Source organism: Shewanella sp. ISTPL2 (assembly GCF_013283205.1).
Taxonomy (GTDB): domain Bacteria; phylum Pseudomonadota; class Gammaproteobacteria; order Enterobacterales; family Shewanellaceae; genus Shewanella; species Shewanella oncorhynchi.
The window spans coordinates 1827570-1851127 of record NZ_JAAPAV010000001.1 but is presented as its reverse complement, the minus strand read 5'-3'; the positions used below and the strand labels follow the sequence as shown (position 1 = coordinate 1851127).

The window sequence follows — 23558 nt, the reverse complement described above, 5'->3', positions numbered from 1 at the left end:
TTAAGCTCCAAGCTTAGTGATATCTATCGCTTGCCAATGGGGGAAGTGTTTACGCACTAAGGCATTAAACTCGACTTCAAAGGCACTAAATTGTGACGCTGTTTGCTTGTTAACATGTTGACCCGACACCACCATAACCGCGGCAACCGTCGCATTACTCAGGCGGTCGATTAAAATCATTCCGCCCGTATCACGCACTAACGAATACGCATCGAACACTATGTCTTCGGTCAGCTCTAAGGTCACGCGAGCAATGGCGTTTAACCCAAGCGTGTCCGTAGCACTGCGCGCTAAGGTGTTAACGTCAACCACATAATCGATAGCAGTCACAGAGGCTTGCGTCTTCTTACCGGCCACTTTGATGTCATATAACTGACCGAGTTGTAATGGCTTTTCATCCATCCACACTATATCAGCGCTGATCACGTTAGCGACGGCTGGCGCAGAATCCGGTCTTGCCAATAAATCGCCACGGGAAATATCAATTTCATCTTCCAGCGTGATAGTCACAGCTTGGCCTGCAACCGCTTCTTGTATGTCACCATCGAAGGTCACAATACGTTCAACCTTGCTGCGTTTGCCCGATGGCAAAGCGACTAACTCGTCGCCAACATTAATGATGCCAGAGGCTAAAGTGCCTGCAAAACCGCGAAAATCTAAGTGAGGGCGCGACACATATTGTACCGGAAAACGCACTGGCAATGAGCTGAGTTCACGTTGAGTATCAATGGTTTCTAGCAGTTCAAGCAGTGTACCGCCTTGATACCATGGGCTTTGGGTGCTGCGCTCAACCACGTTGTCACCATTAAGCGCCGATAACGGCACAAAGTGGATATCGAGATTACCGAAGTCTTTAACAAAATCCGTAAAATCGGCACGAATACGGTTAAATACTTGCTCGTCAAACCCAAGCAAATCCATCTTATTCACGGCCACAACAAAGTGACGAATACCCAGTAATGACGCGATAAACGCATGGCGCTTAGTCTGAGTCTGCACGCCGTAGCGGGCATCGACTAAAATCACCGCTAAATCACAGGTTGATGCACCCGTTGCCATGTTGCGAGTGTACTGCTCATGCCCTGGCGTATCGGCAATGATGAACTTGCGCTTATCACTTGAAAAATAACGATACGCCACATCGATAGTGATGCCCTGCTCGCGCTCAGCTTGTAGGCCATCCACCAGCAAGGCTAAGTCAATCGCTTCACCTGTGGTGCCCATCTTAGCGCTGTCGCTCTTGAGGCTCGCTAATTGATCTTCATAGATCTGCGCGCTGTCGTGTAACAGACGGCCGATTAAGGTACTTTTACCATCGTCGACACTGCCACAGGTTAAAAAGCGCAGTAAGCCTTTGTGCTGCTGCAGGGCTAGATATTCTTTCACACCATGGAGGGTAATTTCTGCCGCCATGAGATTGGTTTTATTGACCGCTTTGTCCATCATATTCTCACTCTTGATCTGCTTGGCTGAAGGTCGCGCTGATTAGCGCCACCTTAGCGAAATAGGGTTAACCCTGTAGAGATTAGAAGTAGCCTTGACGCTTCTTCTGCTCCATAGAGGCGCTTTGATCTGAGTCGATCAATCGGCCCTGACGTTCGCTCGAACGGGTTAACAGCATTTCTTCAATAATCTTTTCTAGACTGTCGGCCTCAGAATACATGGCGGCCGTGAGTGGGTAGCAACCTAAGGTTCTAAAACGCACCACTTCTTCTTTAATCTGCTCGCCCTCGGCTAACTTCATCCGCTCGTCATCGGCCATGATTAACTGACCACCGCGCTCAACCACTTTACGTTTAGCAGCAAAATACAAAGGCACTAACTCAATGTTTTCTTGATAAATATATTGCCAAATATCCAGCTCAGTCCAGTTAGATAATGGGAACACGCGAATACTTTCGCCCTTGTTCACTGCGCCGTTATAGGTGCGCCATAATTCTGGACGTTGATTTTTAGGGTCCCATCTGTGGTGACGGTCGCGGAAGGAATACACGCGCTCTTTGGCGCGGGATTTTTCTTCATCGCGGCGAGCCCCACCGAAAGCCGCATCGAAACCATATTGGTTAAGTGCTTGCTTTAAACCTTGGGTTTTCATGATGTCAGTGTGTTTCGCACTACCATGGTCGAAGGGGTTAATTCCCTGCGCCAACCCTTCTGGGTTGATGTGCGTCAGTAACTCGAAGCCAAATTTCTTTGCCTGCGCATCACGAAACGCGATCATCTCTTTGAATTTCCAACCTGTATCGACATGCAGTAGCGGGAATGGGATCTTGCCCGGATAAAAGGCTTTACGTGCTAAATGCAACATAACGGAAGAATCTTTCCCGATGGAATACAACATCACAGGATTATCGAATTCGGCTGCAACTTCACGAATGATCTGAATGCTCTCGGCTTCCAGTTGTTGTAAGTGGCTTAATTCACGCCCGGCCATACTATTCTCCGTTACCTTAAATTCGCCGTGTTACCACAGCATGGATTAGCTTAATTTGTTTAACTGCTTAATAGCTTTAACTGTTTGCGGCTTAGCTTATCGACGCGCCCGAGACTCTAACCGATTGAGTCTGTTCATCGCTGACCTGAGTCGATTCAATCGCTTCAGGTTTGAACCAATGCAAGGTGTCACTCAGCGTGACGACTTCACCTATGATCATCAAAGCTGGCATTTGTAATTCTGGATCGGCGGCAAGCTGTTCAAGCTCACCTAAACGGCCGATAAAACGACGTTGCTCTTTAGTGGTTGCCTTTGACACTATCGCCACGGGTGTTTCAGGGCTTCGGCCCGCATCAACTAAACCTTGGCGAATAATGCCTGCGTTCAGAATCCCCATATACACGACTAAGGTATTGTTAGGATTAGCATAACCTTGCCAATCCATAGGGCGACTCTCTAACTGACAATGACCAGTGATAAAAGTGACGCCTTGGGCATGGTCTCTGTGGGTTAGGGGAATTCCCGCATAGGCTGACGTGCCGCTGGCAGCAGTAATGCCGGGAACGACTTCAAACTCAACCCCAGCTTCGACTAAGGTTTGTAACTCTTCGCCCCCGCGGCCGAAAATAAAAGGATCGCCACCTTTAAGGCGCACCACATTTTTACGGGTGTAGGCTTTAGTGACAAGTAACTGATTAATCTCGTCCTGTGCGGCGCTATGCTTGCCCGCACGTTTACCTACGGCAATCTTCTCAGCGTCTTTGGGAATAAGATCGAGGATATCTTGGCTGACTAAAGCGTCGTATAGCACTGCATCAGCGGTTTTAAGGATGCGCCATGCCTTTAACGTCAATAGCTCAACGTCGCCGGGACCTGCACCCACCAGCCAGACTTTGCCTTTGGCCGCTTGGCCCGGTAAAGAGAAAATTTCCATCAGAATCCCCAAGATCACTTTAGTCTGTAGAAATATAGCGCGTCTTATATTCCATAATAAATAGATAATTATTAGTTTTTATATCATTTAGATATAAAAGAATGAGTGACCACTCACTTAAATTGGGGAAAACCTTGGGTTTCAAAATCAAAAATGCCCTAAATCCAGGTTAACCCATTGAAATAAAAATGACTTAATAAGATTAAGCGAATTGCATCAAATTAATTTCTGTCCGCTAAGTGCATGATTTTGGCACTATGTTATTGCCAAAAATTCTACCTAAACATGTCTCTATGGGACTAAAAATGGCTGACTACAAGATTTGTCATTAAGTGACACAGGATTTTTCCATAACCATAAATTCACTTTCTAATGTTAAGCTGGAAATAACTATCTTTGTTGAGTACGACTGACAAATAAATAAACACATCAAGGAGGGCAGATGAAACCACTTTACTCAGGTATTGTATTGGCAGTGCTATTAGCCTGTATGGACATAAATGCCGAAGAATCATTAGTAAAAGGAAGAGTAAAAGATGAACTTGCCACGGCGGATCTACCTTTTGTGATTACGCCACATAAAGTGAATTACCTTTTACCAGTCACCTACAGCCCAGATCCCAACATGGCACCTTTCACCGAAGATGCAATACTCAACCCCTATTCTTTAGATGAGTTTGAGGCTAAGTTTCAAATCAGTTTTAAATTTCCTATTTGGTACAATGTGTTTGGTGATAATGGCCATTTATTTTTTGCTTACACCAATCAATCCTATTGGCAGGTTTATAACAAAGACACTTCATCACCGTTTAGGGAAACCAATCACGAGCCTGAAGTCTTTATGCTGTTTAATAACGATTGGAAAATTGGCAGTGTGACCAATTCCTTTTGGGGATTTGGCGCCGTACATCAATCGAATGGTAAAGCAGGGCCACTTTCCCGCAGTTGGAATCGCCTCTATGCCACTATGATTTTTGATGCAGGCCCACTCGCCTTCTCCACCAAAGTGTGGTGGCGTATTCCTGAAGATGAAAAGACAGATCCATATAAAGCCAGCGGCGACGATAACCCTAATATTGATGACTATATAGGTAAAGCAGAGTTTATTGGCGTTTATGGTATCGATGAACATAGATTCACTTTAACCGTTAAAACCAATCTAGAAGATATCGACAGAGGCTCAGCAGAACTGACTTGGAGTCATCCTATCGTCGGCAACTTACGCTTTTATACTCAATACTTTAATGGTTATGGCGAAAGCCTAATCGATTACAACTATCACAATCAACGTATTGGTATCGGAATTTCACTCAACGATATTCTTTAAGAAAGATATACCCACTTGATCCCGCTATTTAAGATTGTTTGGGTATATAAAGTGACTAAGTACAAAAATCGACCATAATTTGCTGCTAATCTACCAAACCTGCTGCTAAATTGCTCAGATGGACCTGAGTTTATGGCTCAGCGGGACGATTTACATTGATCCGAATGGCATTTAAGCCGATAGTCGCACACCTTTTTGTGCCCTGAAGCAGCGCCTTAACATCATGGAGGAATATGAGTTTTAGCTACCGCAGCATAGTCATGCTACTCAGTGTCATTATTTTCGCGAGCTTACTTAAGCTCGCGTTTTTCGCTGTGCCAAAAGATAGTGCTGCACCAGTGCTGAATGCACAAGAGGTACGCCAAGATCTCTATGCCTTACTGGATCAAATCGAGCAACACTCAGCGTTTTATGCCTTAACGGCCGACAAAGCCAACCCACAGCTTAAATTTATGGCTAGCCTTATTGTTGAACAGTATCAAGATATTACTCCCAATGATCGCTTTGCTGCTGAAGTCACTAAATTACTCAATACCCTCAAAGATCCAGGCGCTCAAGTGCATAACTTCGATGATCAAAGCGGCGATCTCCCGTTAACGCTAAGGCCAGTCAACGACCAATGGTTAGCCTTGGATAACGATAATAATCCAGTCAACAACGACTTCCCCTTTATCACTCATATCGATGGTTTACCTATGAGCAAATGGGTAGCGACCAGCCAAGCCTACTTACCTGAGCCGGCAAAACAGAGCCAAGAAATGCAGTTACCTTGGCTGAAAAAACTTAACCTACTGCGCGAAGACTTAGGACTCAGCATAAAGCCCTATGTAGTCATTACGCTAATTAATGATGATCTGCAAAGCCAGCAGGTGACTCTCGCCCTGCCAAGCCATAAACCGCAAGTTCAATTAGCAACTATCAGTGAAAAAGACGAGACTCAAGATATTAATGTGCTCGAATTTATTAACCAATTACCTCAATTTGAGCGCACCGAATTTCAAGACATGCCAAATCAATTAGAGACGGTCAACAATACGACGGTCAAACTTAAGATCAGCGATCTCTACGCCTTTGAATTAGATAAAGAACAACAGCAAGAACTGCTCAAAGGCATGACACATCCCTTACTAATCATTGATTTACGTGATGCCAGTGGCTTTAGTCCGAAATTATTGACTATGCTGTCGCGATATCAAGATGCGGATTTAAATAACACTTTAACACCTAACGTGATGGGATTTGCGCACTATCGCCGCTCACCAGAGCTGAGAAATGACTATCTACAGCCACTCAATTTTATGCCTCTGGATGCGTTAGAGTACAGTCCTCCTAGGCTCAAATCTCTCACCCGTAACTTACCCTCTGTCGATAAAGAGAAATTCAGCCCTTGGTATGTCCGCACTAAGCCTGCGGTGGCTCCTGAAGGGCGAAATCGCTTAGCGCTACTCGTGAGTCCCCATTGTCGCCAAGAATGCGAGTGGATTGCCTATCGTACTAAATCTTGGTCTAGGGCAAATTTGATTGGTGAAAAAACCTCAGGCGACTTTGCACGTCAGTATCATTTCAAACTGCCAAACAGTGGATTAAACATAAGATTCAGCAGTTCGTTAACCTATGATGCACAGGGGAGACTCCTGTCCGGTATCGGGACTGAGCCGGATATTTTGCTCCCTCAGAACAGTGATATTCAATGGCAAGGGCTCGTTAGTTTAATGCGCTCCGCCAAGCCCAAAGCGCAACTTGTTCTGCCAGCACAGCACACTAAGTTGGCTCAAGCTAAGCTAAATTAAGCCAAAAAAAGAGCCAGCAATCTGCTGGCTCATTTCAAACAAATATGAGTTTACTAACGCATTACTTCTTTTCAGTCGCTTTAGAATTGGCGACTGAACCTATGACCAAGCCTTGCTTATTCACATCGAAGCTCATTTGAACTCGCATGTTGTAATCTTTAAGCATTTGCATTTCTTCAGGGATCGGCTCACCGCTCATTTCTAACAGTGTTAGCACTGGCGTAAACATCTTGCCGTAATCAGCAGACAAGCTGTACATGCCATTAGCTGACAGTTTCTCGCCTGCTAATTTGTTGGCTAAAGCCAAGCCTTTATCACCGCTATACACCACTAAATGTTGGCCTTTAATCGCCAGCATTGGCTTAACACCTAACTCTGGAGGCAACATCAATATTGGAGATAAATCAGTAGCATCGCCGTTATCGGCTAATTGCACTTCAGCCAGCATAGGGGCGAAAGGTTTCACCATATTAAACAACATGGATGGGTTTTCGGCGCTGAGGCTGACTAAAGCATCTAAGCTTTCTAACTTAGGCTCTTGATCTTGTGTGCTCATTTTAAAGTCGAGCAATGAAACGCTCATGCCTTTCACACCGTTAGCCATGCCAGTAAACATGCCTAGCATAGCTGGGCTCTGTTGGCTCAACTCAGCCTGCAACTCTGCCAATGGTGCACAGGTCAGTTGTGGCTTTTGCAGATCATCCCAAATAGCCGTTAATGAAGGGGTAATTTCATTGATATCTAAGCCTATTCCCATGGAGAAGATAGTGCTGTCGATATCCGCCAGATGCGATGGAATAAAACCACGCATCTTTTGCATTGCCGCAAGAATAGGTTGATTCTTCGTTTCGACAACAAATGAAGCCGCCATATGGCTTTCTTTTTCCGTCACAGAAAACGCCGTTAAACCAGCAACGGTACGCGGCCAGTTAGCGGCAATCGCAGTCAGTTCGGTACGACATTCTGGTGTTCTGATTTGAGCTAATGGATCTTCACCCTCACTTTCATCAGCAAAAAATTGAGTCAGTTGCTTAGCTAGCATATTGCTATCTGCAGAGGTCAATGCCTTTACAATTTCCACATGGTTAATAAAGCTAATACTGTCATCTTTAAAACCATGGGTCTTAATAATATCTTCTAATATGCCAGAAGCGGCTAATGACTGCGGCGCCTTCTTAATACCAAATGCCATTTCTAATAACTCAGGCTCGGTAATAGAGGTGCTGAAAGTCATCGTTAATATGCCATCTTTCTGGGCAAATAGCAGTTCAGCTTTCTCTGCTGAGCTTTCATCCGATAGTGCATAAGCGCGATAATCAACATCGCCCACTTTACGCATTTCGTGGGTTACACCACTGTCTTTTTCGGCTTTATCTAATACAGCCCAAAATGCTTCGGCCTGATTAACATCAATCTTTAATACTGGCAAAGCACCTAAAGTATAAATATAAGGTTTAACTTCATCGGGGAAACCGAAGGTTTTTAACAATAAGGCAGGATCTTTCATCCCATCCATATACTGCTGATAAATGCTAACGAAGAACTTGCCCATAGGGCTATCCTGCACACCGAGTTCATCAAGCGTATTACTTGGATATTGCTGATAATTTCCAGAAATAGACTGTAAATACGCTTTTAACGGGAAGGGTTTTAACTGGCCCGAAAATATCGGCGTATCGGCAGGCACATAGTCGAGCAAAGGATTAGCAGAGGCACTAGAACCCGCGCCATTCTGCATATACCAATAACCACCAGCACCTGCTGCAATAATTGCCGCGGCAATCACAATCTTTTTCATTTAAGAAACTCCATTTAATGACATTCAATTTTATGAAAACAATACCTAAAGAACTCACCTTAGGTATTTAAATATTTATCCGCTCTTACATATCCCTTATGCAGATAATGCAAAATCAGAAAACGCAATGACTCAGCCCTACGCAATACAAACCCAGTTTAAAATGCTTAGGCTAAGCGAAACTAAGGTATAAAATTTTCCCGATAATTTAACATTAAACCGACACAGAAGCGAACAGGATAGGAGTTCGCAGCATTAAAAACGCATTAGAATTAACGTTTACTAAACATAACTCCAATCTTATTTCAATTCGGTAATAAAACATCTCAAAGTCATCGACGATTAAGCAAAGAACTCAATGACAAATTAAGCTCATCTCACTCAAACTACCTCACCAGAGCGTCATCGTGCTTCGTGGACTTTTTTAAGCGTGACGTCACCTAGCTGACGCATTTGCTTACGGATCCAAGCTGAGCGCTGCTGCACATAGGATGACGGTGGAGACACCTTATAGCGCCAAGGATTGGGTAAAATGGCTGCGAGTAATGAGGCCTCGTATTGGGTAAGTTTTGCCGCTGACTTTCCAAAATAATGCTTTGAAGCCGCTTCGGCGCCATAAATGCCTGGGCCAAATTCTACAATATTTAAATACACTTCAAGAATACGCGACTTATCCCAAGTCAACTCCATCAATAACGTAAACCAAGCTTCCAATCCCTTACGAAAGAAACTGCGACTCGACCACATAAAAAGGTTTTTCGCCGCCTGCTGACTTAAGGTACTTGCCCCGCGGACTTTGGTGCCTTTTTGGTTGTATTTCAGTGCCGAACTTATCGCGGCTAAATCGAATCCAGTATGCTCAACAAAACGTTGATCTTCCGCAGCAATCACAGCCAATTGTAATTCGGGAGAAATTTGCGCTAAATCGCGCCATTGATGCCTGATCTCACCGATAGGAGCAGGTGGAAATAAGGCACGCTCGATACGCCAAGTCCACATAGGAGGATCGACAAATCGTAGTAGGATCACTAATAAAATTGAGCAAATAAATGCCCAAACTAATCCCTTAAATAACCAAGACAATAAACGACGAAAACCACGCTTTCGTCTCTGAGGTGCTGGGTCACTCGACTTATTGACACTTGGACGCCTGACATGATCTCGCATCGCATATAAAGGGGCCGTCATTTATACCATCTCATCCACACACTCTCATTTCTTGTTTCTCATCTATCCAGTCAAGCCATCCCATTGCAAGGATTCTTTGGGGCAACCTAGGCTTACAGAAAATATTCTAAAGCTTTACGCGAGTTGCAAGCTGATCATGCTACGAGAGTAAAGGAAACACCAAGGATATCTTACTCGATAATCAAAGATAGGTTGAGAAATAACCATAACAAGAACAAATCACTATTGGAGATTGACTGGGGTCGACTTAACTTGACCTCGGCAGCTTTGACGACAGCTGACCGAGGTAATGATGGCTGATTAACGAGAGCTAGCAAGTCAATCAAACTGCTTGATACTCGCAGGTGCGAGTCAGGTTTTCAACGCTTTCACTGCATCCAATTAAGCCATATCGATACACAGCAAACCCAGCCCATAAATACCGATATACAACAACTTAACCTCATAAAAGACATGAATCATGTCAATTAACGCAGTAAAACGCTTCAAAACCATCTACGGGAACTTCAAAATATAGCGCAGGCTTAACCAATGTGCATAACTCTGTGAGTAAAAATGTACAACATTTTTAGCATTTAAAAATGAATGCAAACTAACTCTATGAATATCAATCTATCTTAGTTAAATGACGCTTAAATCACATCACTTAACTTCCTCGGCAATCCAGAGTATTAAATTCACCCCAAACCCCACCTACCTTAAAATGATAAAAAAAACGCCCCAAACTAAGTTGAGGCGTTTAATATTTAAAATCAATAAAATGACTAGATATCGTAGTGCAAACCACACTCACGTTGTAGGCCATTAAAGCGAGTTTCTTCCTCTGTCATGCCTAATTCGAGTGGTTTACTCGAATGGGTATCCCCCACAGAAACATAGCCTTGGTCCCAAAGTGGATGGTACGGCAAATCAAATTGCGTCAGATAAAGGTGAACATCTTTATTCGACCACTCGATAATCGGCAGTAACTTAAAGCGAGTACCATGAATCGCCAGTATCGGCAACGCCTCACGGGTACTGGCTTGGCTGCGTCTAAGCCCTGCAAACCAAGTGCCGACCTCAAGCTCGGCTAAAGCGCGTTGCATAGGCTCAACTTTGTTTAACCGGTTGTATTGCTCTAGTCCGTTTACCCCTTGCTCCCATAACTGGCCAAAGCGCGCCTCTTGCCATGCCGATGTCATCACTGCTTGGTACACTTTTAAATTCAGTGATAAACGCTCTGTCAGCTCGTCGATAAACTGATAAGTCTCAGAGAATAAATAACCCGTATCCGTGAGAATAACCGGAATATTCGCCTGTGCCTGACTCATCATATGTAGCATTACAGCGGCTTGGATCCCAAAGCTTGAGGACAGCGCATGATTACCGGGCAAATAAGTTAAGCCCCATAGAACTCGCTCTTGTGCGCTTAATCCACCTAAGAACTGATTAATACGTTCAAGCTCTATCGCTTGCTCTGCCTTAGGCGCACTCAATAATGCCTTGAGTTCGGCAGCGCTGACCACAGTCGGCACTTTATCACTGGTTTTTTGCTCAATATCAGCCATGAAAATCCTTAGCGGCATCGATCACCGCCTTCACTACACCCACGCGGACGGTGAAGTTACCAAAGGTTTCGCCTGCATCACGCTCTACGGCGTAGCGGCCAAACAGGGTATCCAATTCGGCGAGAATGTCCGCCTCTTGGATATTTTCTCTGTGCATTTTGTTCAAACGAGTCCCTTCAAAACTTGCACCTAAGTACAAGTTATAACGGCCCGGCGCTTTACCCACAAGGCCAATTTCAGCGGCAAATGGGCGAGCACAACCGTTAGGACAACCCGTCATACGCACGACAATCGCTTGCTCGCTAATGCCGTGTTTTGCCTGCAGCGCATCGATATGATCGATAAACTCAGGGAAATAACGCTCGGCTTCCGCCATCGCTAATGGGCATGTCGGCAACGCCACACAGGCAATCGAGTGACCGCGGGTTTGCGTCAACACTTGGCCCAGCAGACCATGTTTACGGGCTAAACCTTCAATGGTAGCTTTATCTTCAGCTGCGACGCCTGCGATGATCATGTTTTGATTCGAGGTCATGCGGAAATCGCCCTTGTGGATCTTAGCGATTTCACGCAGCCCCGTTTGCAGGGTTTGGCCTGGTAAATCTTTAATACGACCGCTTTCGATAAATAAGGTTAAATGCCACTTACCGTCAACGCCTTCGACCCAACCATAACGATCGCCGCGATCGCCAATCACTACATCACGTTTAGGTTCAAATTTCACCCCAGCACGTACTTCAACTTCGGCTTTAAATTTCTCATAGCCGTGGTCAACGATTGTGTATTTAAGGCGCGAGCGCTTACGATTAGAGCGATTGCCCCAGTCACGTTGCACTGTCATCACAGCTTCGGCAAACTTCATCACGTCTTCAGTTTTGATAAAACCAAAGTCGTCTGCTAGGCGTGGAAAGGTTTCCACTTCGCCGTGGGTCGAGCCCATGCCGCCGCCAGCCGTTAAGTTAAAGCCAACTAGCTCGCCATTTTCGGCAACAGCAATAAAGCCTAAATCGTTGGTGTAAACGTCAACATCGTTATCTGGAGGAACCGCAACCGCCATTTTGAACTTACGTGGCAGATAGGTTTTGCCATACACAGGTTCAACGGTTTCATCTTCGGTTGAGAGTAACTTTTCTTCATCTAACCAAATTTCGGCGTAGGCGCGAGTGTGTGGTAATAGATGATCAGACAGTTGTTTCGCCACCGCATAGGCCTGCTCGTGCAGTTTAGATTCCACCGGATTGGGGTTACACATGACGTTACGGTTAACGTCACCACAGGCAGCAATCGAATCCAGCGCTTCGCGATCTAAGTCTTGAATAATGGTCTTCAAGTTACGCTTAGGAATACCGTGGTATTGGAAGGTTTGACGGGTCGTCAAACGAATACTGTTCGAGCTGGTGAGCGTCGAAGCAATTTTGTCTACGCCTAACCATTGCTGCGGAGAACAAATACCGCCGGGTACACGGGCGCGCAACATAAAACTATATAAAGGTTCGAGTTTTTGCTCTTTACGTTCGTTACGTAAATCGCGGTCATCCTGCTGGTAGAAGCCATGAAATTTGATCAGCTGCTGATCGCCGTCACTGAAACTGCCAGTCACAGAAGAATCTAAACCTTCTTTGATGGTCCCTCGCAGGTAATCACTGTCGGTCTTTAGGTATTCGTTTAACGCTAATTTTTGCTCACTCATGGCAACTGCCTCTTAAAATTGGGTTCGCTGGCTGCACAGGTCATCACGTGTGCAGCTTTGGCTATTCTTATGCGTTTCTTTATGCGCGCAACGGTTGAGATTAATACACGTCTTTTTGGTAACGTTTATCGCTGCGCAGAGTTTCAAAATAGGCTTCGGCAGCTTCGGTATTCAAACCACCGACTTCGACTGCCACCTCAATCAAGGCTTGGTGAACATCTTTCGCCATACGTTCAGCATCACCACAAATATAAAGATGCGCGCCATTTTGCAACCATTGCCACAGGGCTTGGCCTTGCTCTTTAATGCGGTGCTGCACATAAATCTTATGGGCTTGATCGCGTGAGAACGCCACGTCGATACGGCTGAGATCGCCATTTTTCAAATACTGTTGCCACTCAGTTTGATACAAGAAATCCTGCTCAAAGTGAGGATTGCCGAAGAATAACCAGCTATCACCTTGGATCCCTTGTGCTACGCGCTCCTGCATAAAGGCACGGAAGGGCGCAACACCGGTACCAGGCCCCACCATGATCACCGGTGTTTCTGGATTTTCAGGCAAACGGAAATGCTTGTTCGACTCAACATAAACCTTAACTTGCGTGCCTTCCTGCGCAGATGCTAAGAAGTGTGACGCACCGCCAAAACGTGCTGAGCCATGGCGCTCATCTTCCACTAAGGCCACAGTTAAGTGGACTTCTGTTTCAACTTCGCTTTGACTTGAGGCGATAGAGTAAAGTCTTGGCGTTAATGGACGCAGTAGCTCAAGCAGTTTTGCTGCATTTAAGGTTACTGAGTTATTTGATAATGGATACTGAGTAACTAAATCGGCAAATTGATGCTTAAGGATAAAGTGGCGCACTTGTTCTTTATCTTCGCTCAATGCCAGCAGTTCAGTGCTGCCGCTCAATTCGGCCCAAGCTTTGACTAATCCAGGGTATAACTGAGTCAGTTCTTTCTTATCAAGCAAAGCTTGCTTAAGAGACAAGGATTCAGTACCAAGGGTCACTAACTCATCGGCGGCCAATGACAGGCCCGCTAAGACTTCATCGACTAACACTTCGTTATTACTAAACCACACACCAAGGGCATCGCCCGCTTGATAGGTTAAGCCTGAGTCGCCAAGGTCGATTTCAACATGGCGCACGTCTCGGTCTGATCCACGGCCGGTAATTTTCTGGCTCACAAGCACTTCGGCGCTATAGGGGTTTTGCTTAGTAAATTCACTTTCGCCAATCGCTTTAGCGGTGCCGATGGATACCACACTGGCGGACGAGGTTTCGATCAGCGGCTTAACAGCCTCTAATACATCGGCGTGCCACTGGCCCGCGGCAGCTTCATAATCCACATCACATTCAATTAAAGGTAATAGTGATTTAGCACCGAGTGCCGCTAGGCGGGCATCGAAGTCTTTACCGGTTTGGCAGAAAAATTCATAGCTAGAATCCCCCAGCGCAAGCACAGAGTAATGTAGATTGTCTAACTTAGGGGCACGTTTCGATGCTAAAAACTTGTGTAATTCAATCGCATCATCTGGCGCTTCACCTTCACCATGGGTGCTGACCACCAATAAAAGCACAGCTTCTTGCTTTAATTGGCGAACATTGTATTCGCCCATTGAAGCCAGATTGACCGCATAACCTTGCGCTTGCGCCTTATCGGCGAGCGCTTTGGCGACACCACGGCCATTACCCGTTTGGCTGCCATAGAGAATCGTCACAGTTTGAGCCGTTTGCGCCTGTGCGGCAGGTGCTAATTGGCCCGCATTGGCTGTGGCGGCAAGATAGCCACTCACCCAGGCCAATTGCACAGCACTTAACTCAGAAGTGAGCTGTTTTAGCTTCTCGACTTGTCCTTGAGACAATGGCGAAGCCAGCGATGAAAGTTCTTTTAACAACATGAGACGGCCCTATGACAGTGTAATGTCCACAAGCTTATCGCGGTTTAAGAAAAGCAAAAAAGAATAAAATAGGATTTTTAATTCCATTTTGGAATATACAAAGTGCAAAATTTAAGCTACAAAAGTGTGCACTGGTTAAAAGTTTTTGATCCGACCAGTGCAGAAACGGCCTGCTTGAGAAATATGCACTTGTGCCAAGCTAAAGTATTGCCACAATGGTCATGAGCCTGTCGAACAATAATTTCTGTTGCCCACAGAATAGTTTGTTTTAAAAACAAAAAGTGTCCATCCTAGATTGAATGCCCTAACTGACTCGAATCACCCGCCGAATAAACGCTGGTGACGACAGATTTTGCAGTTGAGTACGATGAAGGAAGAACAGCAGGCGGAACGATTATATAAACCATCAGGGAGTAGTCATGCAGATTGGAATACCGAGAGAAAGTCTCGCCGGTGAAACTAGGGTCGCCGCGACCCCAGCCACCGTTGAGCAGCTTAAAAAACTCGGCTTTGAAGTTGTTATTGAGGCCAATGCGGGTCAACTGTCAAGTTTCGATGATGCAGCCTTTGAAGCTGCGGGCGCGAAGGTGACAACAAACGTTTGGCAAGCCGATCTGATCTTTAAGGTCAATGCGCCAAGCGACGCCGAAATTGAACAAATCAAAGACGGGGCGACTATCGTCAGCTTTATTTGGCCCGCACAAAACCCTGAGCTGGTTGCGAAGTTATCTAAACGTAAGATCAACGTGATGGCAATGGACATGGTGCCACGCATCTCCCGTGCCCAGTCACTTGACGCCCTCTCCTCTATGGCAAACATTGGTGGATATCGCGCCGTTGTTGAAGCCGCACATCAATTTGGCCGTTTCTTTACTGGCCAAATTACCGCTGCTGGTAAAGTACCGCCCGCCAAAGTGTTAGTCATTGGTGCTGGTGTAGCTGGCCTTGCCGCCATTGGTACAGCTGGATCGCTTGGCGCCATAGTGCGCGCCTTCGATACCCGCTTAGAAGTGGCCGAGCAAATCGAATCTATGGGCGGCCAATTCCTTAAACTGGATTTTGGTAACGAGGAAGGTGGTTCATCGGACGGTTATGCTAAAACCATGTCGGATGAATTTATTGCCGCCGAAATGGCACTGTTTGCCGAGCAAGCCAAAGAAGTCGACATCATCATCACCACAGCGCTAATTCCTGGTCGTCCAGCACCTAAGCTCATCACCAAAGCCATGGTCGATAGCATGAAGAGCGGCTCAGTGATCGTCGATTTAGCCGCTGCGACGGGTGGTAACTGCGAATACACGCAATCGGGTGAGCTGTTTGTTACTCCTAACGGCGTAAAAGTGATTGGTTATACCGACCTTCCCGGTCGTCTACCGGCGCAATCCTCACAGCTTTACGGCACTAACTTAGTCAACCTGATGAAGTTAATGTGTAAAGAAAAGGACGGCACAGCCAGCATCAACTTTGATGATGTAGTCATGCGCAATATGACAGTGATTAAAGAAGGTGAAGTGACCTTCCCGCCACCACCGATTTCGGTTTCTGCGGCGCCAGCAAAACCAGCGGCGAAAATCGAGCCGAAAAATACCGCCCCGAAGGCGCCATCTAAGCTCAAATACGTGCTCGCCGCCTTAGGCGTTGCAGGATTTGCTGCCGTGGCATCGGTAGCACCACCAGAGTTCCTGTCGCATTTCACAGTATTCTTGCTGTCCTGCGTTGTTGGCTATTACGTGGTATGGAACGTATCTCACTCACTGCATACGCCTTTAATGTCAGTCACTAACGCGATTTCGGGCATTATCGTGGTCGGCGCCCTACTGCAAATCGGTCAGGGTTCAACTTTGGTCACTGTACTGGCGTTTATCGCCGTGCTGATCGCCAGTATTAACATCTTCGGTGGCTTTACCGTCACTCAGCGCATGCTGAAGATGTTCCGTAAGGATTAAGGGGGTTTAACGTGTCTCAAGGACTGGTAACAGCAGCTTACATTATTGCCGCCATTCTCTTCATCTTCAGTCTCGCGGGACTGTCGAAGCAAGAGACGGCAAAACACGGCAATTTATTCGGTATCTTAGGTATGGCAATCGCCCTACTGGCTACCATTTTCAACCCCGATACTAACGGAATTGCGTGGATCTTAATCGCTATGGTGATTGGCGGCGCGATTGGTATCCGTTTAGCACTAAAAGTCGAAATGACTGAAATGCCTGAACTGGTTGCTATATTGCACAGCTTTGTGGGTATGGCCGCGGTATTAGTGGGTTTCAACAGCTTTATCGACTTACACCCACAGGAAGTATCACAAGTCGTGGTGGCAGTCGGTGGTGATATCAATACGACCCTCGCCGCAGTACAAGATGCGCTAAGTGAAGCGGTGAAGACCGCCAGCAAAGAGCACCTCACTGGCGCTATGCTTAACATTCACTTGGTCGAAGTCTTCCTCGGGATCTTCATCGGTGCGGTGACCTTTACGGGTTCTATCGTTGCCTTTTGTAAGTTACGCGGACTGATTTCATCTAAACCTCTGATGCTGCCACATCGCCACAAGCTAAACCTAGTCGCAGTGCTAGTGTCTTTAGCCCTGTTGGTGTACTTCGTTCAGACAGGTGGCACTATGCCAGCACTGCTGTTGATGACCTTGATTGCCTTCGCCTTTGGCTGGCATTTAGTGGCATCCATTGGCGGCGCGGATATGCCAGTGGTTGTATCTATGCTGAACTCCTACTCAGGTTGGGCTGCGGCAGCGGCAGGCTTTATGTTGTCGAACGACCTCTTGATTGTGGTCGGCGCATTAGTAGGTTCATCGGGTGCTATTCTGTCTTACATCATGTGTAAGGCCATGAATCGCTCGTTTATTTCAGTTATCGCTGGCGGCTTTGGCACAGATGGTGTGGCCTCGACTGCCGATGAAGAAATGGGTGAATACCGTGAAACCAACGCCGAAGATGTGGCGGATATGCTGAAAAATGCCACTTCAGTCATCATCACTCCGGGTTACGGTATGGCAGTGGCGCAGGCGCAATATCCTGTTGCGGAAATCACCCAAAAACTACGTGATCGCGGCGTGAAAGTGCGTTTTGGTATCCATCCAGTTGCTGGTCGATTACCAGGCCATATGAACGTACTGCTCGCTGAAGCGAAAGTCCCCTACGATATCGTGCTCGAAATGGACGAAATCAACGAAGACTTTAAAGACACAGATGTCGTGCTCGTTATCGGCGCCAACGACACGGTTAACCCCGCGGCAATGGAAGATCCAGGCAGTCCAATCGCAGGTATGCCAGTGCTGGAAGTGTGGAAAGCACAAAACGTGATTGGCTTTAAACGTTCGATGAACACAGGTTATGCCGGCGTGCAAAACCCGCTGTTCTTCAAAGAAAATACCCAAATGCTGTTTGGGGATGCTAAGGCCAGTGTTGAAGCCATTTTAAAGGCACTTTGAGTTTGATTTAATATCAACAGAGTAGAAATCGCTTAGGCGATAAACACTATTCTAAAGAAATGAAGGGAGCCACTGGCTCCCTTTCTTTTCACATTTTTTTAAGCCTATTAAGCTAGTCTCTGCGCCAATATGATGCGAGGCTTATCTGCCCCAAATGCTGATACGTTTAATGTAAGCTAAAACAGTAAGTTAAATCTAAAGCTGGTTTAAGGAAATAAGAAATGTTGCTTGGGCTGTTTATCCTGTCTGCCGTATTAATCAAAACCTCATTACTCGGGCTTGGCTGGATATCGATTATCATCGGCCTGAGTGGGTACCTATTTTGTCGATGGTTTAATATCAAGTTAGATATCAAACTGATTGATAAATTTAAACGACTCTTTATCACTGGCGCGGCTCTGCATCTTCTCGTCTATATCGGCTTAATCACTAAGCTTTTCCTTATCGACAGCTTTGAAGACTTGCCCACATTCCTGATAAGTCACTTAGTCTTCCACCACGCAATCAGCGCCGTGATTGCTGCCGCATTAACCTTCTTGGCGATTCGCATCTATCTACAACAGCAAAAATTAACTCAAGCCTATCGACAGGAATTAAGCTAACTCAACAAGGTTTTGATGATAAATACCGACGGAGAAAATCTGACTAGATTCATCATTAGCTTAAGTGCCATAAAATAATGGGGACTAAAGCAGATCATGCAGAAGTGTTGTCAGCAACACTGAATTCATCAATGGATTCAAACATCAGGGATAAGAATGACCCCTGATGTTTGGGGGGAGCTAAGCCAAGATACGTTAGTCGACGGCAATATCGTTATCTTTAAGCTCTTTTGACAGGGTTTCATAATTCGTTTTGAGTTTTGGCAAAGTATCTTCTTTGATTTTACTCAATACATTTTGCAACTGATCCTTACCGTAAGAAACGCTATAGTGACGGGTTTCAATATTACTAATGATCTTCTCAGACTCTAAATACAAACGACGAATATCAGACAAAATATCACTCGGTGTTTCTAGCGCATTGGCAGAATAGCGCATGTTATCCCAGACAAATAATCCCATCTGCGGATGCATTTTCACTAAACTATTACTACTCACAGTCTCAACTGTGTCAGCGTAATGACTCAAGATTTCAACATTGTCACTCACTTCGTCATATAGGGCATGACGCAGATGATAGTTATTCTGCATATTGCTCAGGGCATCAAATTTAATTGCCTGTGACAACCCTTCTTGCGCGGCTAAATACACGCCAACAACAGTCGCAATGATTATAAAAATCTGACTCACCCAAAAACTGGTTTTGATAAGCTCAGTGTTATCAAGCTTAATGGTGCGTTTAGGCATATCTGCCTCATTAGAGATGGGTGTCATGTCCATATGTTTTATCCTGTCAAATCAAGAGTACAAGGCAATATCACTAACTTAAATCATTATTGAGTGGTCATCCTACACTATTGGGGTATGACTTACCTCAGTACAAATCACGATTTTTACCCACAAAAAAGGAGCCATTAGGCTCCATTTTTATATTCATTGGTCAGTCTATTATGCTGCTTTTGCCACATCAAAATTGGATAACAACATCACAGCTGTACGGCCTAATAAATGGTTGATCGTGCGATCGCCAGCTAAGCCTAACTCAGCAATCGCTTGCTGACGCGCTGTACTCACCGCTCTAAAGAGGGTAATTTCATTATTCGCACCACCACAAAGACTAAAGAACAGTCTCAATACTGCGCGGTAATGTTCTTCCTGCATTGCCTGCATCCAGGATGTTTCCAATGCCTCTTGGCTAGAAAAATCCAGCGCAGCAACAAATAGATTGCCGATACGACTATCTAAACGAACAAGAAAATCGCTTTTGCGTGGAAAATGGTGACTAATACCTGTGCGACTAATACCCGTTGCTTCAGATAACGTAGTATAAGACATAGTCTCAAAGCCGATAGTCAAAATTTGTCTTAACGCTTCATCCATAATTTGATTTATGGTTTGCTCAGTTTGTACTCGCGAGCGCTTAGCCATAGTAATGTCTCCCCTCTTATTTTTAGGGGGAAAGCTTACCAAAGCCGCTCAGGGATTACTGCTGTTCACTGGGCCGTAACCAGCGTATTTCACTTTTGTTCAGCTAGGGTTCAGTTTAAAACAGGCTTCACCACTGATTTAATTAACACATTCATAACATTGAATTTTGTACCAACCAGTTATGTGCTTTTTCTTCACCCATGAGTAAAACGAACGTCGGTTGGAGATAGTGTCCAAGATCCGCTTTTCGCCAAAATAGATATTCAGGAAGGGGTTGCAATACACTCGCGCCAAAAGTGCGTTGCATTAAGCTCGAATACTCACCTAATAATCTCGGCTCTAATTGCTCGGCTTTAGGGTAAAAATTCGTTAAAAAGTCCCGATACTCGGCAAATTTAGCCACTTGAGCAACATCGTATCGATGTAACACTTGTATCAACATTGGCGAACTCCAATGCGACAAATATTGCGGGCTTGTTAATGCATCAAGGTTGCGTCTGTGGTATTGCTGCCACGCCAAGGCAAAATCATTTTTCTCCCGTGCGATACGCCAAACCAAATAAATGTCAGCTAGCCATTCATGTTGATATGCACTCAAGTGAGTCGGTAACACAGAGCCTTGCAGAGCAAGGTTCTCCAAATGACCGAGCTCATGCCATAGGGTTAATTGCGGCTGTTCAAGCAAAGGTAATTGATAGGTCACCATATCGACACTGGCTAACTGTACTTGTGGTGTCAGCTGCTCATTCACTAAGACTAGGCCCGCAATCTTATTGTCATCGACGGGCATGACCATGGCACTTCTGCAGCCTAAATCAAGCCTAAATTGTTCGAGTGTTGCAGGAAGCTGCACCAACACTTGCTCTGGCAATAATGCCAAGCAAGTGCCAAGCTCTGGTAAAGGGCAAATCAAAGCCTGCTTATCGGCAATGGGCGTCCAAGTCAGGCTAGATGCGAATGCCAGAGCGACTAAGCTCACTGATTCGCCATGATATTTTGTATAATCGCTGTCGTTGAAATGCCATCCTCAAAGCCCAGCACTTGAACTTGGCCACCGGCGGCAATCACTTCAGCGCCACCAGCAATATCCTCAAGCTTGTAATCACCACCTTTGACCAGCAGATTTGGCAGCAATCGAGTAATGATGCGCTGCGGCGTATCTTCACTAAAAGGCACAACCCAATCGACAGAAGCTAAGCCAGCGAGCACAGCCATACGACGATCAACCTGATTAACTGGACGGCCTTCACCCTTGAGGCGTTTAACCGAGGCATCATCGTTTACCGCGACGATCAAACGATCGCCCAAAGCTTTCGCCTGTTTAAGATAGCTCACGTGGCCCGCATGTAAAATATCAAAGCAACCATTAGTCATCACCACACGTTCACCGCGTAGTTTGGCTTGCTCTAAGGCGTAGGCCAGTTGATCTTCACTCACCACCCCAAAACCCGATTCTCCATGGTGCAAAGCTAGGGCTTCAATAAGCTCAATGCGGCTCACGGTAGAAGTGCCAAGTTTACCTACCACAACGCCAGCGGCGGTGTTCGCAATTGCGCAAGCCTGCGGTAAATCGGCGCCCGCGGCTAATGAGGTTGCTAAGGCTGAAATCACAGTATCGCCAGCACCCGTCACATCATAGACTTCACGGGCAACGGTAGGAATGTGCAACTCAGGCGCATTAGCGGTCACTAAGGTCATGCCCTTTTCAGAGCGGGTCACTAAAATGGCATCAAAATGATGTTGCTTGAGTAAGCCACGGGCTTTTTCTAGCAGATCGGCTTCAGAGGTCACAGTGCCAACAACGGCTTCAAACTCACTCATATTTGGGGTAATGAGTGACGCGCCATGATAACGACCAAAGTCACTGCCCTTAGGATCGACTAATACCATCACACCTTTCGAACGCGCTAAAGCAATAAAATCTCGCGGCTGATCGATAGCGCCCTTAGCATAGTCAGATAACACCACGACATCGACAGAATCGAGTAAGGCCTCGGATTGTTTCAATAAACGCACGCTATCGGCCTTGTCGAAGGCTTCTTCGAAATCGAGGCGGATAAGCTGCTGATTACGTGATAACACCCGCAGCTTAGTGATGGTTGGTTTATCAGCAATACTTAACCATTGGGGTTCAACCCCTAAAGTTTGCACACCGAGCGTTAGGGCATGGGCAGTATCGTCTTGACCGACGAGCCCGGCAAGTTGGACTTGCCCCCCTAAGGTCGCGATATTGAGCGCCACGTTGGCCGCGCCGCCGGGTCTGTCTTCGACTTGATTAATCTTCACCACAGGTACGGGGGCTTCAGGGGAGATACGTCCCGTAGGGCCAACCCAATAGCGGTCTAACATCACATCGCCGACGACTAACACTCTGGCTTTTTCAAATGCTGGCAGAGAAACCTTCATAGTGCTCTTATCTTTATGCAGAAATTAAACCGTGATTGTACCTAATTTTCAGCAAAAATTGAGTTAGAATGAGCAGTAATTTTCAAAAGTAGTGAGTATTTTTGTGGTCGAGAAAGCCGAGTTTTCATCTTCTTTATATCATCCTAAGCATTGGCCCATGTGGTTTGGCGTATTTTTGATGCGTTTAACTCAGCTTCTACCGCTTCCTTGGCAGATGACGCTGGGGAAGGGATTCGGTCGCTTAGTAATGAAATTCGCAGCTGGCCGCACCCACACAGCGCGCCGTAACTTGACCCTCTGTTTCCCTGAAATGACGGAAGCACAGCGAGAAGATTTACTCACGCGTAACTTTGAAGAAACGGGCAAAGCCATTTTCGATACCATCAATGCATGGTGGTGGCCCGATGAAAAAGTGCAGCAGCACATGAGTATCAAAGGCGAAGAACACGTACAAAACACGTTAAATGCTGGCCACGGAGTTATCCTCTTTGCCGTGCATTGTTTACCGCTGGAAATGGGCGCACGTATCTTCGGCCAATTCCAACCCGGCGTGGGGGTTTATCGCCCACACAATAATCCAGTGATGGAATACCTGCAGGTCAAAGGCCGTTTACGCTCCAATAAAGGTCTCGTTTCTAAACGCGACTTGCGCCAAATGATACGCTGCCTACGCAATCCCGATGTGATTTGGTACACGGCCGATCAAGACTTTGGCCGTTCCAGTGCGGTATTTATCCCATTTTATGCCATGCCAGATGCGGCAACGATCACTGGTGCCACCACGTTAGCTAAACTCGGCAAAGCCAAAGTCCTGCCTTTTTTTGTGGAACGTACTACAGATGATAAAGGCTATCGAATTGAAGTGATGCCACCGCTGGATAATTTCCCCGGCGAAGATGAATTAGCCGACGCGATTCGCGGTAACAAGATTATTGAATCCATCATAGATAAAAACCGCGCCCAATATATGTGGTTACATCGCCGCTTTAAGACCCGTCCCGACCCAACGGACAAATCTTTATATCAATAAGCTCAATTAGCTTTGAATACAAAAATGCCAGCAAATAAGCTG

Annotated in this window: 18 protein-coding genes; 6 read left to right on the top strand and 12 right to left on the bottom strand. The window is 45.9% G+C overall.

Annotated features, from left to right (window positions below; genetic code table 11):
* From cysN to cobA, 3 genes are all read right to left on the bottom strand, one after another.
* Positions 1-1443 carry a sulfate adenylyltransferase subunit CysN gene (gene cysN / locus HUB64_RS08255; protein ID WP_173497900.1) on the bottom strand — a complete coding sequence of 481 codons (1443 nt, stop codon included), beginning with the start codon at positions 1441-1443 and terminating at the stop codon, positions 1-3.
* Positions 1444-1525: 82 nt separating this feature from the next.
* Positions 1526-2434: a sulfate adenylyltransferase subunit CysD gene (cysD, locus tag HUB64_RS08250; protein ID WP_105251586.1), complete on the bottom strand. Its 909-nt coding sequence runs from the start codon at positions 2432-2434 to the stop codon at positions 1526-1528.
* A 91-nt stretch (positions 2435-2525) separates the two neighbouring features.
* Entirely contained in the window at positions 2526-3368 is an 843-nt protein-coding gene (gene cobA / locus HUB64_RS08245; RefSeq protein ID WP_173496781.1) for a uroporphyrinogen-III C-methyltransferase, read from the bottom strand.
* A 442-nt stretch (positions 3369-3810) separates the two neighbouring features.
* Here cobA and HUB64_RS08240 point away from each other — a divergent pair, with 442 nt between their 5' ends.
* A complete protein-coding gene (locus HUB64_RS08240; RefSeq protein WP_173496780.1) occupies positions 3811-4695 on the top strand; it encodes a phospholipase A in 885 nt (294 codons plus the stop codon).
* Between the two features lie 233 nt (positions 4696-4928).
* Positions 4929-6485 carry a S41 family peptidase gene (locus tag HUB64_RS08235; RefSeq protein WP_173496779.1) on the top strand — a complete coding sequence of 519 codons (1557 nt, stop codon included), beginning with the start codon at positions 4929-4931 and terminating at the stop codon, positions 6483-6485.
* 61 nt (positions 6486-6546) lie between these two features.
* Here HUB64_RS08235 and HUB64_RS08230 read toward each other — a convergent pair whose 3' ends face one another.
* From HUB64_RS08230 to HUB64_RS08210, 5 genes are all read right to left on the bottom strand, one after another.
* Positions 6547-8283: a hypothetical protein gene (locus HUB64_RS08230; protein ID WP_173496778.1), complete on the bottom strand. Its 1737-nt coding sequence runs from the start codon at positions 8281-8283 to the stop codon at positions 6547-6549.
* Positions 8284-8685: 402 nt separating this feature from the next.
* A complete protein-coding gene (mtgA, locus tag HUB64_RS08225) occupies positions 8686-9471 on the bottom strand; it encodes a monofunctional biosynthetic peptidoglycan transglycosylase (RefSeq protein WP_105251581.1) in 786 nt (261 codons plus the stop codon).
* Between the two features lie 764 nt (positions 9472-10235).
* Complete coding sequence (locus HUB64_RS08220; RefSeq protein ID WP_105251580.1) at positions 10236-11018, bottom strand: phosphoadenylyl-sulfate reductase; 783 nt, start codon at positions 11016-11018, stop codon at positions 10236-10238.
* On the bottom strand, positions 11011-12708 hold the full coding sequence (cysI, locus tag HUB64_RS08215) for an assimilatory sulfite reductase (NADPH) hemoprotein subunit (RefSeq protein WP_105251579.1): 1698 nt from the start codon (positions 12706-12708) through the stop codon (positions 11011-11013). Before cysI ends, HUB64_RS08220 begins: the two co-directional genes overlap by 8 nt.
* Before the next feature lie 100 nt (positions 12709-12808).
* Positions 12809-14608 (bottom strand): assimilatory sulfite reductase (NADPH) flavoprotein subunit, encoded by a 1800-nt coding sequence (locus tag HUB64_RS08210; protein WP_173496777.1) that lies wholly within the window; start codon positions 14606-14608, stop codon positions 12809-12811.
* A 419-nt stretch (positions 14609-15027) separates the two neighbouring features.
* Between HUB64_RS08210 and HUB64_RS08205 the strand changes: the two genes are divergently transcribed.
* The 3 genes from HUB64_RS08205 to HUB64_RS08195 all read left to right on the top strand — a co-directional run bounded on the left by HUB64_RS08205 (position 15028) and on the right by HUB64_RS08195 (position 18652).
* Positions 15028-16554, top strand: coding sequence for a Re/Si-specific NAD(P)(+) transhydrogenase subunit alpha (locus HUB64_RS08205; protein WP_113939012.1), 1527 nt, complete (start codon positions 15028-15030; stop codon positions 16552-16554).
* 11 nt (positions 16555-16565) lie between these two features.
* Positions 16566-18050 (top strand): Re/Si-specific NAD(P)(+) transhydrogenase subunit beta, encoded by a 1485-nt coding sequence (gene pntB, locus HUB64_RS08200; protein WP_173496776.1) that lies wholly within the window; start codon positions 16566-16568, stop codon positions 18048-18050.
* Between the two features lie 221 nt (positions 18051-18271).
* Positions 18272-18652 (top strand): hypothetical protein, encoded by a 381-nt coding sequence (locus tag HUB64_RS08195; RefSeq protein WP_173496775.1) that lies wholly within the window; start codon positions 18272-18274, stop codon positions 18650-18652.
* Positions 18653-18847: 195 nt separating this feature from the next.
* Here the strand turns inward: HUB64_RS08195 and HUB64_RS08190 are convergent, their stop codons facing one another.
* From HUB64_RS08190 to hldE, 4 genes are all read right to left on the bottom strand, one after another.
* Positions 18848-19432 (bottom strand): hypothetical protein, encoded by a 585-nt coding sequence (locus HUB64_RS08190; RefSeq protein ID WP_131524277.1) that lies wholly within the window; start codon positions 19430-19432, stop codon positions 18848-18850.
* 168 nt (positions 19433-19600) lie between these two features.
* The gene (locus HUB64_RS08185; protein WP_006082899.1) at positions 19601-20080 is read right to left on the bottom strand and encodes a TetR family transcriptional regulator; all 480 of its coding nucleotides are present in this window, start codon (positions 20078-20080) and stop codon (positions 19601-19603) included.
* A gap of 151 nt (positions 20081-20231) precedes the next feature.
* Entirely contained in the window at positions 20232-21059 is an 828-nt protein-coding gene (locus HUB64_RS08180; protein WP_173496774.1) for a hypothetical protein, read from the bottom strand.
* Positions 21056-22486 carry a bifunctional D-glycero-beta-D-manno-heptose-7-phosphate kinase/D-glycero-beta-D-manno-heptose 1-phosphate adenylyltransferase HldE gene (gene hldE, locus HUB64_RS08175; RefSeq protein WP_028761811.1) on the bottom strand — a complete coding sequence of 477 codons (1431 nt, stop codon included), beginning with the start codon at positions 22484-22486 and terminating at the stop codon, positions 21056-21058. Before hldE ends, HUB64_RS08180 begins: the two co-directional genes overlap by 4 nt.
* 103 nt (positions 22487-22589) lie before the next feature.
* Here hldE and HUB64_RS08170 point away from each other — a divergent pair, with 103 nt between their 5' ends.
* Positions 22590-23516, top strand: a complete 927-nt coding sequence (locus HUB64_RS08170; protein WP_105251570.1) for an LpxL/LpxP family Kdo(2)-lipid IV(A) lauroyl/palmitoleoyl acyltransferase — start codon at positions 22590-22592, stop codon at positions 23514-23516.
* Positions 23517-23558 lie beyond the last annotated feature (42 nt).

What these genes read in the sequence shown, in the direction of transcription:
- cysN (WP_173497900.1), bottom strand. Translation starts at nt 1,443, where the DNA reads ATGGACAAAGCGGTCAATAAAACCAATCTCATGGCGGCAGAAATTACC.
- cysD (WP_105251586.1), bottom strand. Translation starts at nt 2,434, where the DNA reads ATGGCCGGGCGTGAATTAAGCCACTTACAACAACTGGAAGCCGAGAGC.
- cobA (WP_173496781.1), bottom strand. Translation starts at nt 3,368, where the DNA reads ATGGAAATTTTCTCTTTACCGGGCCAAGCGGCCAAAGGCAAAGTCTGG.
- HUB64_RS08240 (WP_173496780.1), top strand. Translation starts at nt 3,811, where the DNA reads ATGAAACCACTTTACTCAGGTATTGTATTGGCAGTGCTATTAGCCTGT.
- HUB64_RS08235 (WP_173496779.1), top strand. Translation starts at nt 4,929, where the DNA reads ATGAGTTTTAGCTACCGCAGCATAGTCATGCTACTCAGTGTCATTATT.
- HUB64_RS08230 (WP_173496778.1), bottom strand. Translation starts at nt 8,283, where the DNA reads ATGAAAAAGATTGTGATTGCCGCGGCAATTATTGCAGCAGGTGCTGGT.
- mtgA (WP_105251581.1), bottom strand. Translation starts at nt 9,471, where the DNA reads ATGACGGCCCCTTTATATGCGATGCGAGATCATGTCAGGCGTCCAAGT.
- HUB64_RS08220 (WP_105251580.1), bottom strand. Translation starts at nt 11,018, where the DNA reads ATGGCTGATATTGAGCAAAAAACCAGTGATAAAGTGCCGACTGTGGTC.
- cysI (WP_105251579.1), bottom strand. Translation starts at nt 12,708, where the DNA reads ATGAGTGAGCAAAAATTAGCGTTAAACGAATACCTAAAGACCGACAGT.
- HUB64_RS08210 (WP_173496777.1), bottom strand. Translation starts at nt 14,608, where the DNA reads ATGTTGTTAAAAGAACTTTCATCGCTGGCTTCGCCATTGTCTCAAGGA.
- HUB64_RS08205 (WP_113939012.1), top strand. Translation starts at nt 15,028, where the DNA reads ATGCAGATTGGAATACCGAGAGAAAGTCTCGCCGGTGAAACTAGGGTC.
- HUB64_RS08195 (WP_173496775.1), top strand. Translation starts at nt 18,272, where the DNA reads ATGTTGCTTGGGCTGTTTATCCTGTCTGCCGTATTAATCAAAACCTCA.
- HUB64_RS08190 (WP_131524277.1), bottom strand. Translation starts at nt 19,432, where the DNA reads ATGGACATGACACCCATCTCTAATGAGGCAGATATGCCTAAACGCACC.
- HUB64_RS08185 (WP_006082899.1), bottom strand. Translation starts at nt 20,080, where the DNA reads ATGGCTAAGCGCTCGCGAGTACAAACTGAGCAAACCATAAATCAAATT.
- hldE (WP_028761811.1), bottom strand. Translation starts at nt 22,486, where the DNA reads ATGAAGGTTTCTCTGCCAGCATTTGAAAAAGCCAGAGTGTTAGTCGTC.